This window comes from Pseudoduganella sp., assembly GCF_041914865.1.
Lineage (GTDB): Bacteria > Pseudomonadota > Gammaproteobacteria > Burkholderiales > Burkholderiaceae_D > Rugamonas.
In genome coordinates, this window is record NZ_JAYSCO010000074.1 from 1 (window position 1) to 20,815 (window position 20,815).

Here is a 20,815-nt window from a genome sequence, read left to right on the forward strand (position 1 = left end):
ATCGTGCCCAAGGGCACGATTTGTCCGATTGTCAGACCTGACCCCGAATTTACTTCTTACAACCGTTCTGGCCAGCAAGGTTGAGGTTCTGGTAGCGGATTTCGTATTTGCCGTTGGAGAGCTGCTCGACCACCAGCTTGTCGTGCGGCTGCACGTAGGCGTAGCGCACGTTGGCGCGGCGCTCCAGGTCGTACACCTTGATGAAGACCGGGGAGGCGTTGGCGCTGTTGTCCAGCGTGAGCTGCATGTCCTCGCCCTTGTTGGCGACCGGGAAACCTTCCACATAGCCGGACTGGGCCGGCCACGGTTCGCCGTTGGGCGCGACCGGCGGGGCGACGTCGGCTTCGCAGTCGACGGCGGCGCTGGGCAGCACCACCTGCGACAGGGCCAGCACCTTGATGGCGGGCGGCGTGGCGGCCACCGACGGTTCCGGCGAATATGGTTTGGCAACGGCCCAGCCGTCGTCCGGGGTGACTTTTTCCACCCGCGGCGGGTGGATTTTCGGGGTGGCGGCGGCCGTGGCGGTCAGTTCGGCGGGCGGCTTGCCGCCCCAGGCGCCGGCGATCACGCTGGAAACGGCGCGCGGCTCGGTCACCGTCAGCACGCCGCCCAGCCAGCCGGCGGCGGCGGCGCCGCCTACCGTGCCCCAGAAGCGCCAGGACTTGAGCACCCGGCGCCGGCGCGGCAGGTCTAGCTGGTCGGACCAGCCCGGCTCGGCATGCGCCGGCTCATGCTTGGTGCTTTCCAGCCATTCGATTTCCCACTCTTCCTGGGTGATCCACTCATCGTGCTCCTTGCGCCGTTGCGGATCGGACAACGTGCCATAGGCCGTGTTGACGATCGCCATGATGCGGGCCGCCTTTTCATCCCCCGGATTCTTGTCAGGATGATATTTTTGGCTCAGTGCCTTGTAAGCAGCACGTATGACTTCCTGCGGCGCGCCGCGCGCGACTTTCAGGTTGTCATAGTGAGTATGTATCTTTCCCATCTCTCAATCATATTACAAACGGTGGCTACGGTCGCTAGCCAAAAGTTGCTGGGGCAGTTCGATGCCGTGGCCAATTACCAGCACCTTGAACAATTCTCCCATTTCGGCGGGAGAAAGCAATTTCTGCAGTGCGCTGGCGTGCGGCAGGTAGTGCAGGGCGTCGGACGGGTCGAAACGCTGCATCAGGTCGCCAATCCCGGCGCCGATCAGGAAACCGGCCTGGCTGTTATAGGCCAGCACCTCGGCGCCCGCATCCTGCGCCGCCAGCGCCATGGCGGTGAAGTCGACGTGGGCGGTGATGTCCTGCAGGCCGGGCAGGTAGAACGGTTCCGGGTGGGCGTGGTGGCGATAGTGGCACATCAGGGTGCCGGTAACGCGGTCGCCCAGGTAGTACTCGCGCGCCGGGAAGCCGTAGTCGAACAGGAACGCGGCGCCTTTGCCTTGGGCCAGCATGCGCGCCAGGGTGGCCATGAAACCGCAGCCGGCGCCGTGCACCTCGGTCACATAGCCGACCGGCAGCGCGCCGGCATCGGGAATCTGGCGCTCGATCTGCGCCGCCAGCGCCGAACCGGCAGCGGCCGGGCCGGCCGGCAGCCAGGCGAAACGGGCGCCGCCCGCCGCGTCGGCTTCGGCCGCCACGTGCAGCGGCTCCCAGCCCGCCTCGGTACGCGTCACCACCTCGACCGGCATGGCGTCCAGCACCTCATTGCCGAACACCGCGCCCTCGAAGGAGTCGGGCAGCGCATCCAGCCAGCGCACCTGCGGGAAGCCGCGCAGCAGTTCCTGCTGGCGCGCGCGCAGCTCGCCCGACAGTTCGACGATGGAATAGCTCTCCACCGCCACGCCGGCGGCGGCCAGCTCGGTCAGGATATCCTTGGCCAGCTTGCCGGTGCCGGCCCCGAACTCGAGGATATGCGGGGCGCTTTGGTCCATAATAGCGGCTGCGACGTGCGCCAGCGTTTGCCCGAACAGGGCGCTCAGCTCGGGCGCAGTTGTAAAATCGCCATCTTTGCCCAGTTTGGCGGCACCGCCGCTGTAATAGCCCAGGCCCGGCGCGTACAGCGCCAGCTCCATGAAGCGGGAGAATGGGATGGCGCCGCCCTGACCGGTAATTTCGTCGGCAATCAGGCGCTGCAAGGCTTGGGACGCGGCCAGCGCGTCGGGGGAAGGTGCTGGTAAAGACATGCCGGCATTGTAGCGGTTCAGCGCAGCCGGGCGCCATTTTGCTCAATTTGACTACGACTATGACAATTTCGACGACCACCCTGCCCGCCGCGCCCGACGGCGCCCCGGTCGCGCTGGTCACCGGCGCCGGCCGCCGCCTCGGGCGCGAAATCGCCCTCGGCCTGGCGCGTGCCGGCTGGGATATCGCGGTCCACTACCGCAACTCGCACGACGAAGCGCGCGAAGTGGCGCAAGCCATCGCCGCCCTGGGCCGGCGCGCCGTCACGCTGCACTGCGATCTGTCCGACGAGGAGGCCGTGCGCGGCCTGCTGCCGGCGGCGCTGAAGGCGCTGGAGCGGGTCGACTGCGTGGTGAACAACGCGTCCCTGTTCGATTACGACAGCGACCTGAATTTCAGCCACGCCCGGCTGGACGCCCACATGCACGCCAACGTGGCGGCGCCGATCCAACTGGCGCGCGCCCTGTACGACGCCACGCCGGAAGGCGGCCAGGCCGTGGTGGTGAACCTGCTGGACCAGAAGCTTTATAATCTCAACCCTGATTTCCTGTCCTATACCCTGTCCAAGGCGGCGCTGCAGGCGGCCAACACGATGCTGGCGCAGTCGCTGGCGCCGAAGGTCCGGGTAGTGGGCGTGGCGCCCGGCATCACCATGGTGTCCGGCGACCAGAGCGAAGAAGGCTTCGCCAAGGCGCATACCAAGACGCCGCTGGGCCGTTCCAGCACTCCCGAGGACATTGCCTCCGCCGTGGTGTATGCGGCGAGCGCGCGGGCCATGACCGGCACCACCCTGCTGGTCGATGGCGGCCAGCATTTGCTGCCCTCGCCGCGCGATGTGATGTTCCTGACAAAATAATCTACATTGAAAGTTCTAGCACTATGCTGTCCGCCCTGATCCACCCGCAACTGCAAGACTGCCGCCGGCTGTTCCTGCGCAACTACGAAGTGCTGATTAACATCGGCGTACACGATTTCGAAAAGAAGGGCGAGCAGCGCGTCCTGATCAACGTCGACCTGTACATCCCGCTCGCCGTCTCGACCCCCAAATCCGACGAGCTGCACGAAGTGGTGGATTACGACTTCATGCGCGAAACCATTGCGCGCCGCATGGCCGAAGGCCACGTGCACCTGCAGGAAACCCTGGTGGACGACGTGGTGCGCGCCATGCTGGCCCACCCGAGCGTGCGCGCCGCGCGCGTGTCGACCATGAAGCCAGACGTGTACCCGGATTGCGAGGGCGTGGGCGTGGAAGTATTCAAGATCAAGGAAGCAGCATGAACGCAGTAGTGGATACCAAGGCCGAAGACAAGATCGCCTACGAAAACAACAAGCTGCACAAGCGCCTGTGCCGCCTGGTGGGCCAGGCCATCGGCGACTTCAACATGATCGAAGACGGCGACAAGGTGATGGTATGCCTGTCCGGCGGCAAAGACTCCTACGCCCTGCTGGATATCCTGATGACGCTGCGCGAACGCGCGCCGATCAACTTCGAGATCGTTGCCGTCAACCTGGACCAGAAGCAGCCCAACTTCCCGGCCGACGTGCTGCCGGCCTACCTGGAAAAACTGGGCGTGCCGTTCCACATCGAGAACCAGGACACCTACTCCATCGTCAAGCGCCTGATCCCTGAAGGCAAAACCACCTGCTCGCTGTGCTCGCGCCTGCGCCGCGGCATCCTGTACCGCGTGGCCGATGAACTGGGCTGCAACAAGATCGCCCTGGGCCACCACCGCGACGACATCCTCGAGACCTTCTTCCTGAATATGTTCTTCGGCGGGAAGATCAAGGGTATGCCGGCCAAGCTGGTGTCGGACGACGGCAAGCATATGGTGATCCGCCCGCTGGCCTATGTGAAGGAAGAAGACACCGAGCGCTACGCCGAAGTGAAGAACTTCCCGATCATCCCGTGCGACCTGTGCGGCTCGCAGGAAAACCTGCAGCGCAAGCAGATCAAGGCCATGCTGCGCGAATGGGAGAAGAAGCACCCGGGCCGCGTGGAGAACACCTTCTCCGCCCTGTCCACCGTGGTGCCTTCGCACCTGATGGACCGCGACCTGTTCGGCTTCGTCGACCTGAAAACCGACGGCATCGCCAACCCGCTGGGCGATATCGCCTTCGACGAAGAACCCTGCTCCACCCCGGCCACTGTGCCGGGCGTGATCCCGCTGCAAGCTGGCTGACGCTTGTCGCCACTTCACTTCTTCGCGATGAAGCAAATGGTTGGCAGATTCATGCCAACCATCGCCATCATCGGGCTGACGATCGCTTTCGTCTATTGGCTGGAGTGGAGTGGCCTTTTCCTTATCCTCACCGGGGGTGGCATCGCCATCGGCTATCTGGCGCAGGCATTGGGCCTGAACCTGCAAGGTTTGGTCAACACCCCGCGCACGCCCTGGCACCTGGAACTAAGCCAGGACACGCTGGAAATCACAGTCCGCACCCGACGCCTCACCATCCCGCTTAATGCAGTACAGCAGTTCACCCTGATCTGCGACGACAACTGGGACCAGATTAAAGGCATCGAAGACAAGTGCCTGATGCTCAAACTGGGCAGGTACCTGACCCTGATCGTACCGGGTTCGTCCCTGAACTTCGATGCCGTGCTAAATGAACTCAGAATAGCGCACGAGGTTCCTGCCAGGTTCGTTGAATAAGCCTCCCTGCAATATGAGTGGCGGGGCTCACCACTCTCTGATCGCTGCACAGCGGTTTTCTATTGCATGGCGAAAGCGCGACACGTCCCGCACCAGGCCGTCCGACACCATCTGCGGGAAGGGACGCGGTTTGACTTTGTGGATGGCAAATTAGTCGCGGGCAGCAGTATCAAGTGTCATCGCTTGTACCGGAAAGCGGGTCTTCAACAATTGCGCCGTAAGGCGGAACAGGTCGGCTTCACTGTTTGATGACGGCGGACGGCCAGTGCTGATGGCATCAACCAGCGAAGCGAGTCGTGCATCTTCCAATTCACGTGCGCTTGGAGGCTTAACCGAGGCCATGACAGCCCGGCGGTCAAGCACACCCCAACCGTCAATACGATAGGACGACCCGATCTTGACCACCTGCGCCTGCAGTTGAGTGCGCGCCACTTCGATGGCGCGGATGACCTCCGCCCGCGTACATTCGAGTTCAAGCGAAAGGTAATGCGCCGTCGCACGCTCCCCTAGCCGCTCAATCGCTATCAGTACGGTGAAGCAGCGCCTGAGGTCATGCTTCGGAAAATCCTTGTACTTCATACCCGCCTCCTGCACCCAGGATAGTTCGTTATTTGATACATTGCCATTGGCGCTCTGTAATTTGGTCTGAATATCAAGGTAGAATAATTGTCTTCTTGTTATCGCGCGAATCCCTCCTATGCACCGTTATCCTGGCCTAAGTGCCGCCCTGCTCCTGTCCTGCTTTGCCGTCCACACACAGGCCGCAGTGCTGCCCCGTCTGGGGGCAAAGATCGAGGTGCGCCACGTGGACGCTGGGACCTGGCGCGTGGAGTACCGATTCGCGCAGGCGGTGAACGCCATCAAACTGCCGGCAGTTGCGGACTATCGGCAGAAGGCTTGGAAGATTCGCACGCCAGGAATGCAACTCCAACCGGGCGTCGAGTTCGACGTGATCTCGGCGCACGGCAAGCCGTTCAAATCGGCCATCATTGAGATCACCTCTTACGATGGCCGGCCGCAAAAGGCGTATGCGCCGTTCAACCGCTTCAGCGATGGCGGCACCCTGCTCTTCCTCGGCCACCTGCAAGGCGAGGTACTGCGCGCGAAGCAGGTGCGCGAGATGCGGACCGATATCCGGCTGGCAGGCCTGCCGCAGGAGAATGTTATCGCGCCGGCGCAGAACCGGCAGCAGCCGGGCGGTGAACGTGGCTACGCGTATTTCGGCCCGGCGCAGGCGGTGCAGGCGGGGGCAGTGAAAGTTCTGGTCGATCCGAAGACGCCGGAATGGGCGCGCGAAACGGTGCTCGATACGGGCACCAAAGTCGCGCAATACTACGAGAAGGCCTACCAGCGCCCGCTAAGGGAGGAATTGTTCATCACGGTGTCGATCGGCAGCGACGAGAAGCCGGGGCTGTCGATGAATGGCGGCGCGGTGCTGGGCCAGCTGGCCTACCATTTCTCCGGCTCGCAGTTGGCCGGCGACCATCCCAAGAAGCGCGAGATGCTGGTGCGACTGGTGGCGCACGAGATGGCGCATATCTGGCAACTCAACACCGCGCGCGGCGGCGTGGGAGGGAAGGATCAATGGATCCATGAGGGCGGCGCGGAGGCCATGGCACTGGACGCCATCCAGCAGTCCGGCGTCGCCAGCGCGGAATCGGTCAACGCCTACCGCGCGGCGCAAACCGCAGCGTGCGAGAAGCTTGGCAACTCGGTCGAGACATACAACGGCATCTACGCTTGCGGCTTGATGCGCTTCGATCAGCTGGGCGTGGGTATCGTGCCGCTGTGGCGCGGCCTGATCGAGGCGACCGAGGCGAAGGGCGAGCCCTACTCCGAACAGATGGTCAGGGATGTCGCAGCAGCCCAGCGCACGGCCACGGCGGCGGCACTAGGCAGCGGAGGCTAACAAACCTCAAGCTTGCGCCATCGCAAACACCTCCTGCGCCAGACGTGAACAATAGGCACTCCAGACTATTTCCTGGGGTGCCCTATGAACAAGCTGCACCGTACCGAGACGACCTACATCGATGAGGTGAGGCGTGCCGCAGTATTCTCCCTGCAATGGCAGCTCGAGCTGCGCAACCTGAAAAGCACGGCAACCCATCCGATTTCCCATAACAACAGGCTGCAACTGTTCATCTGCGGTGAGCAAGCTTTCAGCGACATCCTGGCACGCATTGGCGATGCCGAAGCCAGCATCGACTTGTGCTGCTGGGGATTTGATCCCGGCATGGAACTGGGCCGGACGCGGGCTGCCGACTGGCCGCGCGGCCCTACCTTAGGCGATGCGCTGATCAGGGCCGGGCAACGCGGCGTCAAAGTCAGGCTGCTGGTCTGGTACGACACGCTGGGCTGCGCATTCGCCCGGAATATGCCCGGCTACTCCCATGACCTGACCCCGTGGTACTACCGTCGTGACCAGCAAGGCGCTGACGAGATCAGCGCTGCTCACAGTATAGCGCTGCTGGCAGGTATCAAAAGCGCCCCCTTCCACCTGGCACGCTACCTGCGCTACCGCTATGAGGACTTTCCGGTAGCGGCGCGTGACATATCGCCATTGGCGCGCGCCGAATACTGTCATAGCTGGTACCAGGCAGCCGCGCGCAAACAACTGAAGGGCATCGAACTGCGCACGCGCTCGGGCAACCGCCGCGCCATCGAGGCTAGCCTCGCGACCGAGAAGAACCACCCCGCAGGCCTATCGAAGGCGGAGTTCGAAGCCATGGGAATGGAGCATTTGGGCTCTCATCACCAGAAAACGATCCTGATCGACTACGCCCACAACCGCGGCGCGCAGGCGATCGGCTACGTGATGGGTTTGAACTCCGTCACCGACTATTGGGACACGACTGAGCACCTACTGGAGGACCCTCGGCGTGAGCGCGGCGGGAAAAAGGAAAAGGAGGAATGCGTACAAACCCTGCGCGACGATCCGGGCTTTCGCACATTGAAACCGTACCAGGACTATGCCTGCCGCATTGATGCTGGACGGGCTTTAATCGAAGTGCATGAGAACTTTGCGTCGGCATGGGCCCGTGCCGGTGGTGAGCCGCCCCCTGCGTCAACCCGCGCTAATCCACCGGCGGCTCTTCTACGCAAGGCGCTACCAGGCGATTCCACCGTGCAGATCGTCCGCACGCAGCCGGAAGAGAGACAGGACAAAACAATTAAGGAGGCCTATTTCCTCGCTACCGCCACCGCCGCCACAACACACGGCTATATCTATATCGAGAACCAGTATTTCCAGTACGAGGAATGGTTGCAATTCCTGCTGGAACAGCGGCGCAATACGGTCAGGCAATGGCTGCAAAGGAAGAAGGAGAACAGAACGGCGGAGGATTTGCCAGTCATGTACGTGTTCATCGTCATGCCCGTGCCGGAGCGCGAACAGATGATTCCACGCACTTACGATGCGCTAGCGACTCTGGGCCAGCAAGACCGCATGACGGGTCAAGTCATGCGGGTCAAGGAGGAGAACGAGCGCAAGCCGCACCAGGTCAGGAGTGGTTTCGGTACCACGGCGCCTGCTCCCCGCCAATTGCCGGATGTGGTGAAGAAGGCCAACGCCACCGACAAGCCCAGCGCGCTACGCCTGGAAAATGAGTATGGACTAAAGGTCTCCACCGTCATGCTCAATGCCTGTGGCTTCAACAACGGCCGCTGGCGCTACCGCGAAATCTACATCCACTCCAAGCTGATGATCGTCAGCGACGCGTTCCTCACGCTGGGCAGTGCAAACCTGAACCAGCGCAGTATGGCTGTCGATAGCGAGCTGAATATCTCCATCTGCGATCCGTCGCATGCGCGCGATATGCGGCAGAGGGTTTGGGGGCTGCTAAGCGGCGGCGAGGTAACAGGTGGGAATGGAACCGCGCGTGACATCAAAACCGATTTCGAGAAGTGGCAAGTCATCGCCAACAACAACCTGGCAAAAAGAAGTGACAAGTCTGGCAACGGAGAAAAAAGAGCATTGACCGGCTTCATCCTTCCTCTTGAAGACGACCGCAGCTCTTTAACAAGGCTGGGATAAGCATGAAGCTCGCTAAAGAAGACATTTTGCAAATCTCATCCGCGACACTAGCGATCACCCTACTTCTGTACTGCTATCACATGGATACTCCTTCAAACGACCTACCCCGAAATCAGGATCTGCCTTTGTTCCGACCACACAGAAGTGATTTTCCATGTACGGCGGAAGCGAAAAGCCATCCGCCACTCGACGCCCAAGCCGAAGCCTGGTTCCGCGAAGCCCGTGCACTAGAGGATCCCAGCATCTTTTATGAAGACAGGGATCTCAAGAAGATCGTCGAACTAACTCGCATGGCAGCCGACCGCCGACACTGGAAAGCTATGCTCAATCTGGCAACCTACTATTTGGAAGGATGGGATCCTGATCGCGGCACCGAGGATGCGCTCAAATTGGTAGAAGAGGCAATGCGCATGGGAGTGCCTGCGGCCTTCGACCGGATGGGAACCTACTTCATGAACGGTACCGGAGTTGATCAAGACATCACCAGGGCCTATGCGTTCTGGCAGAAAGCGGCAGACATGGGGAATCCAGACGCCATGTCTTACTTGGCCAAGCGATTAAATGTTGGCGAAGATCGCCGTGGGTATTGGAGCAACATCCCCGTCGCCGTCCAAATGATGGAATGCGCATTAGCCCAAGGCAACGCAAAGATGGCGCATACCCTCCACTACCTTTATGCCGAGCCTAGGGCCGCTGACGGAACGATAATTGGTGATCGAAGTGGTGAAACTAAATCTCGTGCGTTAAAAGTGCTTCACTTGGGCGTAAAGTTAGGTTGTGCCGATTGTGCTCGCGCGCTTTGGTTAGAGTTCAGCGACCCTTTGAGCTTAATTGACACAATCGCGCCTTACATCGACAAAGCACGCGCTGAACGCTATGAAATGCTAGGCGATGCGCTGGACTACAATCCCTACCGCCGCTTCCCCAACCTGGACAAAGTCCTCCCACTGCCGCCTGCCATTCTGCCGCCCTGGGACGGCAAGCGCGAAAGTCTGCTGGCCGCTGCGATGGGTGTCGTCACCACGCCGCCGCTTCCATCCGCTCCCGCGCCGGCCAACGCAGGCCGCTATTACCTCGATCCAGCCTATCGCTTGCGCAAAACCGGGGAGAGCACCACCGCGCGGGTCGTCCCGTTTGCCGGCTACTGGCGCCCAGCCATCGAGAGTAGCGCCAAGGATCAGGCGCGTCACCCAGCATTAGCCCGCCCCGGACTGTATGCCAAAGGGGAAGTGTTCGAAACCATCCAAAGCAGCAAACCGATAGGTGACCCGGTGTGGGAATACTATCGCACCATCCCCGCAGAACCTGAGGCCGTGGCGCCCCAAGCTGTCCCCGTATTGGTGAGGAAGGTGGCACAAGTGACGCCGGCGGTGCAATGCAAAAGCGATAAACCTTGCACGGTGGGCGGCATCTGGCAACCATGGGTCGCCGATGGCCACCCCTTGCAAAGCATCGTGAACCAGCCATGGCGCCAGACCTGGCTGCAAGCAGGGCAGCCTTTCCCGCAACCAGAACGCGATTGGCTCCTCAAACTGCCCGAGGAGGATGTGACCTGGCATTTAATGGAGAAGGCCGACTGATCAGGTTTGGCTCGCTGCGCAAGAACGAACTGTCTGAAGCGATCCAAAGGTTCGCAGGTGGCGGCTAGGTGCCGCGCAGTACGCGAAGGATGTCGTAGCAGGCGCCCATGGTGTGGTAGTCCACCTTGCCGGCCGGGCTTTTCTCGTCGGAGTATTTGCGGTTGTCGGAGGACAGGATGCGGTACCAGGCGCCGTGCTCGTGGTCGACAAAATGGGTCCAGCAGTAGCGCCATAGTTCCTGGTACAACTCGCTGTACTGCGCGTCCTCGGTGCGCTCGGCAAGCATGGCGGCGGCGGCCAATGTCTCGGCCTGAACCCAGAAGTATTTGTCGGCGTCGCAGATTTCGCCATCCGGGCCGAAGCCGTAGTGCAGGCCGCCGTGCTCGTAGTCCCAGGCGCGCTCCACCGCCAGGGCGAACAGCCGCTCCGCTGCGGGCAGCAGCCAGCGGCTGTCGCGCTGCAAGTGGGCTTTGTGCTGCTCCAGCTGCAGCAGCAGCTTGGCCCATTCGGTGAAGTGGCCGGGCTGGTAGCCCCACGGGCGGAACAGGTTGGCCTTGTCGTGCAGGTTGTATTCCCAGTCCACCGACCAGTCGCTGCGATAGTGTTCCCACACCATGCCGTTGGCGCGTTCGGCCTGGCGCTGTGTGATATTCCAGGCCAGTTCTTCGGCGCGGTGCAGGTAGCGCGGCTCGCCGGTGGCCTGCCAGGCGGCCAGCATGGCTTCGCAGGCGTGCATATTGGCGTTCTGGCCGCGATAGCTGTCCAGCTTTGTCCAGTCGGCGCTGGCCTGGTCGGCGTACAGGCCGTGGCGCGGCTCCCAGAAGCGCTCTTCCATCAGGGCGAAGGTTTCGGCCAGGTAGCCGCGCGCGTCGCCCAGGCCCGCCATCAGGGCGTGCGCGTAGGCCAGCAATACGAAAGCGAGGCCGTAGCAATGGTTTGTGTCGTCCAGCAGCTTGGCGCTACCGTCGCGCCATTCCAGCTGCCAGGCGTAGCCGCCGGTGTTGCGGTTGCGGTGGGCGTTGCGCAGGAACTCGACGCCGTGCCGTACTTGCGTGATGTAGTCCGGGTTGCCGTGGCGCGCGGCCATGGCGTAGGTGAACACGAAGCGGGTGCTCGATACCAGGTGGCGCGTGACGGCGTCGTACACCGTGCCGTCGTCCTTGAAGAAGTGGTAAAAGCCGCCGCTCGGGTCGATGCAGCGCGGGTGGTAGAACGCCATGGTGTGGGCAATGTGGCGCTCCAGCGTGGCGGGAGCGAAGAAGTCCGGGAAGTCGCTGTTCATCGGCGTTTCCTTAATCGTCATGGCTGCTCTCGCGCACCGACAGGCGCACGTCGAGGACTTTTTCCAGCACCTGGCCGGGATCGGTTTCCATCAGCAGCTCGACACCGGCGGCACCCAGCGCCTCCTTGTCCACGCTGATGCTGGACAGCGGCGGCACAGCGGCGGCGGCGGCGCTGATGTCGTCAAAGCCTACTATAGCGATATCGTGCGGCACCTTTAGCCCAGCCTCCAGACAGGCGCGCATGGCAACCAGCGCGGTGGCGTCGTTGTAACAGAATAGCGCATCCGGGCGCTGTGTCATGGCCAGCAGCCCGGCCACCGCTTCGCGCACGGCGAGGTCGCGGTCGCCCACGCTGGGCAGCGTGATTTCCAGGTCGGGGTCGGCCAGGCGGCGCGCGTCATACAGCGCCTTGCGGAAACCGCGCACGCGCTCCTGGATGCTGTAGTGCGACAGCGGCCCGGCCAGCATGGCGATGCGCTTGCGGCCCCCTTCAACCAGGTGGCGTGTTGCAAGGTAGCCGCCCAGCCTGTGGTCGGGATTGACCGAGGTGTAGCCGGCCAGGCGCGTATCGACCAGCACCATGGGTTTGCCGCTGGCGCGCAGCGCGGCCAGCACTTCCGCTTCGAAGAAGCCGGCGCACAGGATGGCGTCCGGCTGGTGCAGGCGGATCAGGTCGGCCACCGGTTCGGCGGGGTTCACGGTCAGCAGCGAGAGTGCAATGCCCTGCTTGCGGCAGGCTTCTTCGGCGCCGTTCAGCACGGGCAGGTAGAAGGGGCTGGAGAGCAAGGTGCTGTGCTGGGCGTGCAGCAGGAAGGCCAGGCGGCGGATGCGGCCGCCGCGCAGGTTGCCGAAGTCGTAGCCCATGTCGTGCGCGGCGGCGACGATCAGGGCGCGCGTGTCTTCGCCCAGGCCGTCCTGGTTCTTCAGGGCGCGCGAGACGGTGCCGATCGAGCGTCCGGTCTTCTCGGCGATCATGCGGATGGTGACGCTCACTGCTGGCCCTCGCGCGAGAACGAGTACGGCGCGTCGGCCGGCCGGGTACCGCGCTGTTCGTTCGGCTTGGCCGCCATTTCGACCTCGAAGGTGGCGCCGCGCAGCAGTTCGTCGTGGCCCAGCCAGTTGCGCTGCAGTGCCTTGCCGTTCAGGCGCGCGGCGCGGATGTAGCGCTTGTCGGCGCCGTTGCCGGGCGCGTTGATGCGCACTTGCTTGCCGTTCTCCAGGTGCAGCGTGGCGCGCTGGAACAGCGGCGCGCCCACCACGTACTGGCCGACCGCCGGGGTGACCGGGTAGAAGCCGAGCGCGGAGAACACGTACCAGGCCGAGGTCTGGCCATTGTCTTCGTCGCCGCAGTAGCCGTCCGGCGTCGGCTGGTACATGCGGTTCAGCGTTTCGCGGATCCAGTATTGCGACTTCCACGGCGCGCCGGCGTAGTTGTACAGGTAGAGCATGTGCTGGATCGGCTGGTTGCCGTGCGCGTACTGGCCCATGTTCGCGACCTGCATTTCGCGGATCTCGTGGATCACGGAGCCGTAGTAGCTCTCGTCGTAAGTCGGCGGCAGGCTCATGACGGTATCGAGCTTGTCGATGAAGGCTTTGCGGCCGCCCATCAGGTTGACCAGGCCGTCGATGTCGTGGAACACGGACCAGGTGTAATGCCAGCTGTTCCCTTCGGTGAAGGCGTCGCCCCACTTGAAGGGGTTGAACGGTTTCTGGAAGCTGCCGTCCTGGTTGCGGCCGCGCATCAGGCCTGTCTCCGGGTCGAACAGCTTTTTGTAGTTCATGGCGCGCTGGGCGTAGATGCCGATTTCCGATTCGGGCTTGCCGAGCGCTTTGCCCAGCTGGTAGATCGCGAAGTCGTCGTAGGCATATTCCAGCGTGCGCGCGGCGTTCTCGTTGATCTTCACGTCGTAGGGCACGTAGCCAAGCTCGTTGTAGTACTTCACGCCTTTGCGGCCGACGGCGCTCATCGGGCCTTCGTTGTTGGCGCCGTTCTTCAGCGCGGCCCACAGGGTCTCGATATCGGCGTTGCTGCGCGCGCCCTTGATCCAGGCGTCGGCCACCACCGAGGCGGAATTGTTACCGACCATGATATCGGCGTAGCCGGGGCTGGACCATTCGGGCAGCCAGCCGCCTTCGCGGTAGGCGTTGGCCAGGCCGGACTGCATTTCGCGGTTGATGGCGGGGTAGACCAGGTTCAGGAAGGGGTACAGGGCGCGGAAGGTGTCCCAGAAGCCGGTGCCGCCGTACAGGTAGCCAGGCAGCACCTTGCCGTTGTAGGGGCTCCAGTGCACCGGCTGGCCGGCGGCGTCCAGCTCATACAGCTTGTTGGGGAACTGCACCATGCGGTACAGGCTGGAGTAGAAGGTGCGCATCTGGTCGATGCTGCCGCCCTCCACTTCCACTTTGCCGAGTACGCGGTTCCAGGCCGCTTTGCCGCGCGCGCGGGTGGTGTCGAAGTCGTCGCTGGCCAGCTCGCGCTGCAGGTTCAATTCGGCTTGTTCGGGGCTGATGAAAGACGAGGCGACCTTCATGTGCACCTTCTCGCCGCGCGCGGTCTTGAAGCCGACGATGGCGCCGCTGTGCGCGCTCTCCATCTCCAGCGCGCCGGCCACCAGCTCCTTGCCGCGCCAGACATCGGTGGAGGTGAACGGTTTGTCGAACACCATCACGAAGTAGTGGCGGAAGTTGGATGGCAGCGGGCCGCGCGCGTAGCGCGTGCTGTAGCCGACCACCTTGCGCTGCTCGGGGATGATCTTGACGTAGGAGCCTTTGTCGAATGCATCCACCACCACATAGCTATGCTCCGATTGCGGGAAGGTGAAGCGGAACTGCGCGGCGCGCTCGGTGGGGGTGAGTTCTGCCGTTACGTCGGAATCGGCCAGGTACACACTGTAGTAGTACGGTTTGGCGGTTTCGGATTTGTGCGAGAACCAGCTGGCGCGTTCGTCTTCGGTGAAGCGCTTGCTGCCGGTGACGGGCATGACGGAGAACTGGCCGTAGTCGTTCATCCAGGGCGACGGCTGGTGCGTCTGTTTCAGGCCACGCATCTTGTCGGCGTCGTACTGGTAGGTCCAGCCGTTGCCCATTTTGCCGGTCTGCGGCGTCCACAGGTTCATGCCCCACGGGACGGTGATGGCGGGATAGGTGTTCCCGTTCGACATTTCGGGCTTGCTGGCGGTGCCCATCAGGGGATTGACCCATTCGACCGGGTCGCTGACCTTGCCGACGAACTGCGCGGCAGCCGGCAGCGCGGCGCATGCCAGCGCGAGGCCCAGCGCCACGGTGGCGCGGCGGATGGTGTAAGTGGCGCTCATTACTTGTACTCCGTTTGGCTGTATGGGCGGGCGCTGCGTTCGCGGCCCCATTCCTTGTTGGGCGCGGCCTGCATGCGGAACAGCAGTTCGCCGCCGGCCATGATGTCTTCGTGGCGCAGGAAGCTGCGCGCCAGCGGCTTGCCGTTCAGGGCGACGCTGCCGACGAATCCGTTGGCGGCAGACAGCCCTTCGGCACGGATGGTGAAGCGTTTGCCGTTCGGCAGGTTAAGCACTGCCTTGTCGACAAACGGGCGGCCGATCACGTATTCATTGCTGCCGGGCGCCACGGGGTAGAAACCCAGCGCGGTAAAGGCCAGCCAAGCCGACATCTGTCCCAGGTCATCATTGCCCGCAAGCCCGTCCGGCTTGTTGTGGTACTGGCTGGCGACGATCTGCCCCAGGCGCGCTTGCGTCTTCCATGGCGCGCCGGCGTAGTTGTACAGGTAGGCCACGTGGTGCGACGGTTCGTTGCCGTGCGCGTAGTGGCCGATCAGGCCGGAGATATCCTCCATGTGGGCGTAGACGTTGTCTGCCACCTTGGCGTCGAACACCTGGTCGATCTTGTCCGCCAGTCCGGCATCGCCGCCCAGCATGGAGACCAGGCCGGCGTTATCGTGCGGCATATACCAGGAGTATTGCCAGGCGCTGCCCTCGGTGTAGTCGCTGCCGAAGTTGGATTGCACCGGGTTGAAGGGCTCGCGGAACTCGCCCGTGGTCTTGCGCGCGCGGATAAAGCCGGTTTTGGTGTCGAATACGTTGCGGTAGTTCTGCGCGCGCTGGTAGTAGCGGGCGGCGATGTCTTTCTTGCCCATCTTCTCCGCCATGCGCGCGATGGTCCAGTCGTCGAAGGCGTATTCCACGGTTTTGGAGGCGGCCTCCGGCTCGCGGTCGATCGGGACATAGCCCAGCTTCATGTAGTGCTCAAGCCCGCCGTATGGGCCGTATTCCGCGCTGGCTGTCATGGCAGCCAGCGCCTCCTCGGCGTTGAAGCCCTTGATGCCCTTCATGTAGGCGTCGGCGATCACCGGCACCGCGTGGTAGCCGATCATGCACCAGGTCTCCAGCCCATGGAAGGACCACACCGGCAGGATGCCGTGCGGGCTATGCTGGCGCGATGCCACCAGCGAGTTCACGAAGTCCGCATTGCGCTGCTCGGGCTGCAGCAGCGTGAGCAAGGGATGCAGGGCGCGGTAGGTGTCCCACAGCGAGAAGGTGGAGTGGTAGCGGAAGCCTTTGGCCTGGTGCACCTGGTTGTCCGGCCCACGGTATTTGCCGTCGCGGTCCATGTACAGGCTAGGCGCCAGCATCGCGTGGTACAGGCTTGTGTACACCATGGTGCGCATATCGGCCGGGGCATCGATCGCCACGGCGGACAAGGCGTCGTTCCAGGCCGCGCCGGCGCGCTGCCGTTCGGCGTCGAAGTCCCAGCCCGGCATTTCTTCCAGGTTGGCCAGCGCGCCGTCTTCGCTGACGCCGGACAGGGCCACCTTCACCAGCAGCGTGCCATCGGCCGGCGTGCCGAATTCCAGCGCCCCGACCAGGGCCTTGCCTTCCAGGTGCACCTTGTCGGCCGGCGTCTTGCCCGGGCCCGCGAAGCCTTTGTACTCAACGCCTTCCTCGCGGTTCAGCAGGCTGCGGCTGCTGATCGGCTGCGAGAACTTCATGGCGAAGTACACCTGGCGGCCGGGCGCCCAGCCGCGCGTGATGCGCATGCCGGTAATGGTCTGGCTGTCGCGCACGCGCAGCGAGGACCACAGGTTCTTGCTCGCGTAGTCGTAAATGCTCTGGCGCAGGTCGAGGATGACCTTGGCCGTGGCGCCCTTGGCGTAGCGGTAGCGGTGCAGGCCGACCCGCTCGCTGGCGGTCAGTTCAACGTCGACCTCATGGTCCTGCAGGCGCACCGCGTAATAGCCCGGCTCCGCGCGCTCCTCGGCGTGGCTGAAGCGCGAGCGGTAGCCGCTGAACGGGCGCTCCGGGTAGCCCGGTTCCAGCTTGGTCTCGCCGCTGTAGGGCATGAGCAGGATGTCGCCCAGGTCGGAATGGCCGCTGCCGGAGAAATGCGTATGGGAGAAGCCGAGGATGGAATTGTCTTCGTAGCGGTAGCCGGCCGCCCACGGGTAGCTTTGGCGGAAGTGCCGCACCTGGGTGTCCGGGCTGAGTTGCACCATGCCGAAGGGGCGGCTGGCGCCGGGGAAGGTGTGGCCGTCGCCGCCGGTGCCGATGAACACATTGACGGCGGCAGCGGGACTGCCGGGGGGAGCCGCCAGCACCGGTGAGGCGGCGGCGTACAGCAGCGCGGTGCACAACACCGCGATCGGACGTTTACCCATGGTGTCTCCTTTTTTGGTGATGCTGTTATAGCCTCACCCGATTTCCCCCTGCAATCGAAAGTGGCGGAAACACCGTTAGTTTAGATTGTTTAGTAAACAAAATCCGTTCGGTAAACTGGATACAGGTTGTGGCGCTCGTCCCAGGTGGCGTGGCGGCGGGCGAAGAAGTCCAGGCGCGCACGCGGATTTTTGGCGAAGGCCGGGTCGCTTTCCAGCTTGGCCTTGAAGGCCGCCGCCAGCGCAGGGTCGGCAGCCAGCATTTCGCGCGCCACCTCCTCCGCCACGTATTCCTCCATGTATTCCTTGCGCTCCAGGTGATTGTTGAAGAAGCCCCAGCCCGCCAGCGAGTCGGCGTTGTGCGGCTCCAGCATGGTCATCACCAGGCGCGATTTAGGCTGGGCGATCGGCACGAACAGGGCGCCCTTGCCGACTTCGCGCTGCTCCGCCTTCCAGGTGCCCTTCCAGCTGGCCAGCTGGTGGCCTTCGAAGGAAGTGGCGGTCAGCCTGGCTTCGTCGGCGCGGAAGGTTTCCAGCGCGACCTTGCCCGGCGCGCTGGCCAGGCGCTTATATGCGATGCCGTGTACTTTCAGCTTCGGCTCCAGCTGGGCCGCCTGGGCGGCCGGCACCAGGTAGCCGCCCGCCGGTGCTTTCACCACCACGTCCGGCACCACCTCTTCGCGCAGCGGCACGGTCCATTTCTGCGGCTTGCTCTCGTCGTAGCGGGTCCACACGCCACCCGATACCTCGGACGGGGTGCGCGTGTATTCGTAGCCCGGGAAGTCGATCATTGCGCTGCGTTCGGTGGTCTTGTAGCTGACCGGCATCTCCGCCAGCTTGGCGGCGCGCACGTCGGCCTCCGCCGCCGCTTTGGCCCAGGCCGGACCATGCTGCGCGAACTGCTCCATCAGCGAGACGATGGTGTTGCGCGTGACTTTGACGCGGTGCGGGTAGTCGCGCCAGGAGTGGGTTTCCACCAGCATGGCAAAGCGGTTACGCAGCGGGAAATAGCCGGTCGAGAAGCGCGCGGTGGACATGCTGTCCACGAAGCCGGAATCCGGCTGGTCGGTCTTGTCGAAGGAAATGTAGAAGTGGCGCGGGTCGGAGCCCTGCTTGCGCAGATCGGCGATAACGTTATCGCGCAGCGCCTTGCCCAGCGGCTGCAGCGCCGGGTCGCCGCCGTGCACCGGCTCCACCTGGATCGAGACGTCCGGCTGGAACTTGGCGCCGTCGGTCACGTGCAGGTCGATGTAGGCCAGCGGGTCCCACTCATTCACCAGCTTCAGCATGGCCTGCATTTCCGGCGCGTCGGCTTTCACGTAGTCGCGGTTCAGGTTGTAGTTCTGCGCCGTGACGCGCCAGCCCATCTCCACCGGGCCGCGCTGGTTGGGGCGGTTGTTCTTGCCGAAGCGCTCATGGCCGTCGACGTTGAAGACCGGCACGAACAGCACTACCTGCTTTTCCAGCGCACCAGCGGCAGCGTTGCCGTCCAGTGCCTCGCGCAAGGCCCAGAAGCCGGCGTCCTTGCCGTCGATCTCGCCGGCGTGGATGCCGCCCTGCACCAGCAGCACCGGCAGCTTGCGCTGCTGCGCGGCCATGGCCGTCAACGCGCCGCTGCGCGATACGGCCATGGCCAGCATCGGCCGGCCTTCCGGCGTTTCACCGAAAGAAAAACAGCGCACGGCTTTCGGATAGGCCTTCTGGTAGGCCGCGCACAGGCGCTCGACTTCGTCGTAGCGGCCGGTGGCCTGGTAGCCGGAACGCTCGGCCACGGTGCTCAGGTCGGGCGCGGCGGGGGCGGCTTGCGCCAGCGGGAAGGCGGCAAGAAGGGACAGCAGCAGTGCAGGTCGCAACATCAACGGACTCCGGCAAAATGAAAGAATGCCGGGAATCCTATCGCAAAATCTTCAACTCTGTAACTTCCGGCCGCACCGGCACCATTTCCGGGGCCGGCGCTGCGCTGCGCATGCGCGCCGAGGCGGCGGGGGCGCGGCAGGTGCCGGTGGCGATAAAGTCCAGCGCCGTGGCCAGCTTGCCCTCGGCCTTGTCGCCCAGCGCATGGCCAAAGTCGTCCGGCGCGGCGCAGGTCGGCGCGAAGCCGTCGCTGTAGTCGCCCCAGCCTTTGTGGTTCACGCCCTGGTACTGGATCGAGAAGTAGGTGGTGCCGCAATTGGGCAGCGGCGTGAAGGCGTACGGCTTGCCGCAAGTCTGGCCGCCAATCAGGTCGACCTTGAAGTCGATGCCGCGCAGGCCGTTGACCACCGACTCGCTGGCCGAGCAGGTGCCCGGTCCGGCCAGCACCACCACGCGCGGCAGCGCCAGGTACGGTAACGGTTCGCTGCGCGGCGCGCCGGCATGGCCTGCGCTCTTGGACTGGAACATGAACGGCGTGGACGGCGGCAGCTTGTCGTTGGCCAGCGTCCTCTCGAAAATTTTGCCCTCGGTGACCGTCGGGCCGGCGATCATATAAGCCAGCTCGCTGGCAATGCTGATATAGCCACCGCCGTTGTAGCGCATGTCCAGCACCAGCTCTTTCACCTGCGCCTCGCGGAACTGGGTGAACGCGTCCATCAGCGCCTTCTCCGCCACCAGGTTGTGCGAGTTGAACACCAGGTAGCCGACTTTGCCGCCCGGCGTATCGAGCACCTGGGACTGCAGTACCGGGTTGACGTTGATGGCCGCCGAAACCAGCGTGAAGTCCAGCGTCTGCGCGCCGCGCAGCACGCGCAGCACGTGCTGTTCGCCGGCCTTGGTCGGCGTTACGCCGGCATTCAGCTTGGCCACGGCCTCGGTGGAGCTGGCGTTGACGAAATCGATGCCGTCCACCTCGATCAGCTGGTCGCCGCGCTGCAGGCCGGCCAGCGCCGCCGGGGTGCCGGGCACCACATAGCTCAGGCGCCAGGTGCGCGGCGCCTTGCCGTCCGCATTGCGCGACCAGTACATGCCGTAGCCGATGTTGGCGCCCTTCTGCTGGGCGTCCCACTGGGCGGTTGGATAGGTGAAGTGGAAGCGGTCCTTCGGCGCGCCCGATGCGGTGACGGCGCTGGTCTTGAGCGCGTTGAAATGATCGATGGCGCTGGTGTAGCTGGCTTCATCGAGCTTGGGCAGTTCGCGGTACCAGAGGTAGTTTTCCTCGTGGTACAGGCGCATGAATTTCTTTTCATCGGCCAGCGTGCCCTGGGTGTCCGGGTACGGCAGGAAACCGTCCGGCGAGCCGGTGCGCGGGTGCTCGCACTTGTTGAAGTACTTCAGCGAAGGCTCCGCCACCGGCGGCGGCTCTGGCGGCGGCGGGTCCGGCACGACGGGAGGCGGTGTGTAATCGCTGCCGCAGGCAGCCAGGATGGCACTCAGGGCCAGCAGGGGAAACTTCTTGGACATCGCAGCATTATAGGGCTGAAATAACGCAAATCGGCGCCCCGTGGAGCGCCGATTTGTAACAGGCTATTTCAACCC

The 20,815-nt window shown here is 63.6% G+C and carries 16 protein-coding genes; 7 read left to right on the forward strand and 9 right to left on the reverse strand.

All coding sequences use genetic code 11. The annotated features are described in order from the left end of the window. Positions 1–49: 49 nt before the first annotated feature. Together ACE3TQ_RS23870 and ACE3TQ_RS23875 are read right to left on the reverse strand one after the other, a co-directional pair. Complete coding sequence (locus tag ACE3TQ_RS23870; protein ID WP_374585706.1) at positions 50–988, reverse strand: J domain-containing protein; 939 nt, start codon at positions 986–988, stop codon at positions 50–52. A gap of 12 nt (positions 989–1,000) precedes the next feature. Next, complete coding sequence (locus tag ACE3TQ_RS23875) at positions 1,001–2,173, reverse strand: class I SAM-dependent methyltransferase (protein WP_374585708.1); 1,173 nt, start codon at positions 2,171–2,173, stop codon at positions 1,001–1,003. A 59-nt stretch (positions 2,174–2,232) separates the two neighbouring features. Here ACE3TQ_RS23875 and ACE3TQ_RS23880 point away from each other — a divergent pair, with 59 nt between their 5' ends. From ACE3TQ_RS23880 to ACE3TQ_RS23895, 4 genes are read left to right on the forward strand one after another with little or no spacing between them, the layout of a single operon-like run. Then, positions 2,233–3,027, forward strand: a complete 795-nt coding sequence (locus tag ACE3TQ_RS23880; RefSeq protein WP_374585709.1) for an SDR family oxidoreductase — start codon at positions 2,233–2,235, stop codon at positions 3,025–3,027. A gap of 23 nt (positions 3,028–3,050) precedes the next feature. Then, a complete protein-coding gene (locus ACE3TQ_RS23885; RefSeq protein WP_374585711.1) occupies positions 3,051–3,449 on the forward strand; it encodes a dihydroneopterin aldolase in 399 nt (132 codons plus the stop codon). Beyond that, on the forward strand, positions 3,446–4,351 hold the full coding sequence (gene ttcA / locus ACE3TQ_RS23890) for a tRNA 2-thiocytidine(32) synthetase TtcA (protein ID WP_374585713.1): 906 nt from the start codon (positions 3,446–3,448) through the stop codon (positions 4,349–4,351). The genes ACE3TQ_RS23885 and ttcA overlap by 4 nt, the downstream gene beginning before the upstream one ends. Before the next feature lie 51 nt (positions 4,352–4,402). Further along, positions 4,403–4,825, forward strand: coding sequence for a hypothetical protein (locus ACE3TQ_RS23895; protein ID WP_374585715.1), 423 nt, complete (start codon positions 4,403–4,405; stop codon positions 4,823–4,825). Between the two features lie 150 nt (positions 4,826–4,975). Here the strand turns inward: ACE3TQ_RS23895 and ACE3TQ_RS23900 are convergent, their stop codons facing one another. Then, the gene (locus ACE3TQ_RS23900; protein ID WP_374585717.1) at positions 4,976–5,404 is read right to left on the reverse strand and encodes a hypothetical protein; all 429 of its coding nucleotides are present in this window, start codon (positions 5,402–5,404) and stop codon (positions 4,976–4,978) included. 340 nt (positions 5,405–5,744) lie between these two features. Between ACE3TQ_RS23900 and ACE3TQ_RS23905 the strand changes: the two genes are divergently transcribed. From ACE3TQ_RS23905 to ACE3TQ_RS23915, 3 genes are all read left to right on the forward strand, one after another. Next, entirely contained in the window at positions 5,745–6,734 is a 990-nt protein-coding gene (locus ACE3TQ_RS23905) for a hypothetical protein (protein ID WP_374585718.1), read from the forward strand. 84 nt (positions 6,735–6,818) lie between these two features. After that, positions 6,819–8,858 (forward strand): phosphatidylserine/phosphatidylglycerophosphate/cardiolipin synthase family protein, encoded by a 2,040-nt coding sequence (locus tag ACE3TQ_RS23910; protein ID WP_374585720.1) that lies wholly within the window; start codon positions 6,819–6,821, stop codon positions 8,856–8,858. A gap of 2 nt (positions 8,859–8,860) precedes the next feature. Further along, on the forward strand, positions 8,861–10,438 hold the full coding sequence (locus ACE3TQ_RS23915) for a tetratricopeptide repeat protein (RefSeq protein WP_374585722.1): 1,578 nt from the start codon (positions 8,861–8,863) through the stop codon (positions 10,436–10,438). A gap of 64 nt (positions 10,439–10,502) precedes the next feature. Here the strand turns inward: ACE3TQ_RS23915 and ACE3TQ_RS23920 are convergent, their stop codons facing one another. From ACE3TQ_RS23920 to ACE3TQ_RS23945, 6 genes are all read right to left on the reverse strand, one after another. Further along, positions 10,503–11,741 (reverse strand): AGE family epimerase/isomerase, encoded by a 1,239-nt coding sequence (locus tag ACE3TQ_RS23920; protein WP_374585724.1) that lies wholly within the window; start codon positions 11,739–11,741, stop codon positions 10,503–10,505. Continuing rightward, positions 11,731–12,714 carry a LacI family DNA-binding transcriptional regulator gene (locus ACE3TQ_RS23925; protein ID WP_374585726.1) on the reverse strand — a complete coding sequence of 328 codons (984 nt, stop codon included), beginning with the start codon at positions 12,712–12,714 and terminating at the stop codon, positions 11,731–11,733. The genes ACE3TQ_RS23920 and ACE3TQ_RS23925 overlap by 11 nt, the downstream gene beginning before the upstream one ends. After that, on the reverse strand, positions 12,711–15,035 hold the full coding sequence (locus ACE3TQ_RS23930) for a GH92 family glycosyl hydrolase (RefSeq protein WP_374585729.1): 2,325 nt from the start codon (positions 15,033–15,035) through the stop codon (positions 12,711–12,713). The genes ACE3TQ_RS23925 and ACE3TQ_RS23930 overlap by 4 nt, the downstream gene beginning before the upstream one ends. Then, positions 15,035–17,365, reverse strand: a complete 2,331-nt coding sequence (locus ACE3TQ_RS23935) for a GH92 family glycosyl hydrolase (protein ID WP_374585730.1) — start codon at positions 17,363–17,365, stop codon at positions 15,035–15,037. Before ACE3TQ_RS23935 ends, ACE3TQ_RS23930 begins: the two co-directional genes overlap by 1 nt. A gap of 89 nt (positions 17,366–17,454) precedes the next feature. Next, entirely contained in the window at positions 17,455–19,218 is a 1,764-nt protein-coding gene (locus tag ACE3TQ_RS23940; protein WP_374585732.1) for a M14 family metallopeptidase, read from the reverse strand. Between the two features lie 37 nt (positions 19,219–19,255). Beyond that, the gene (locus tag ACE3TQ_RS23945; protein WP_374585734.1) at positions 19,256–20,740 is read right to left on the reverse strand and encodes a S41 family peptidase; all 1,485 of its coding nucleotides are present in this window, start codon (positions 20,738–20,740) and stop codon (positions 19,256–19,258) included. Positions 20,741–20,815 lie beyond the last annotated feature (75 nt).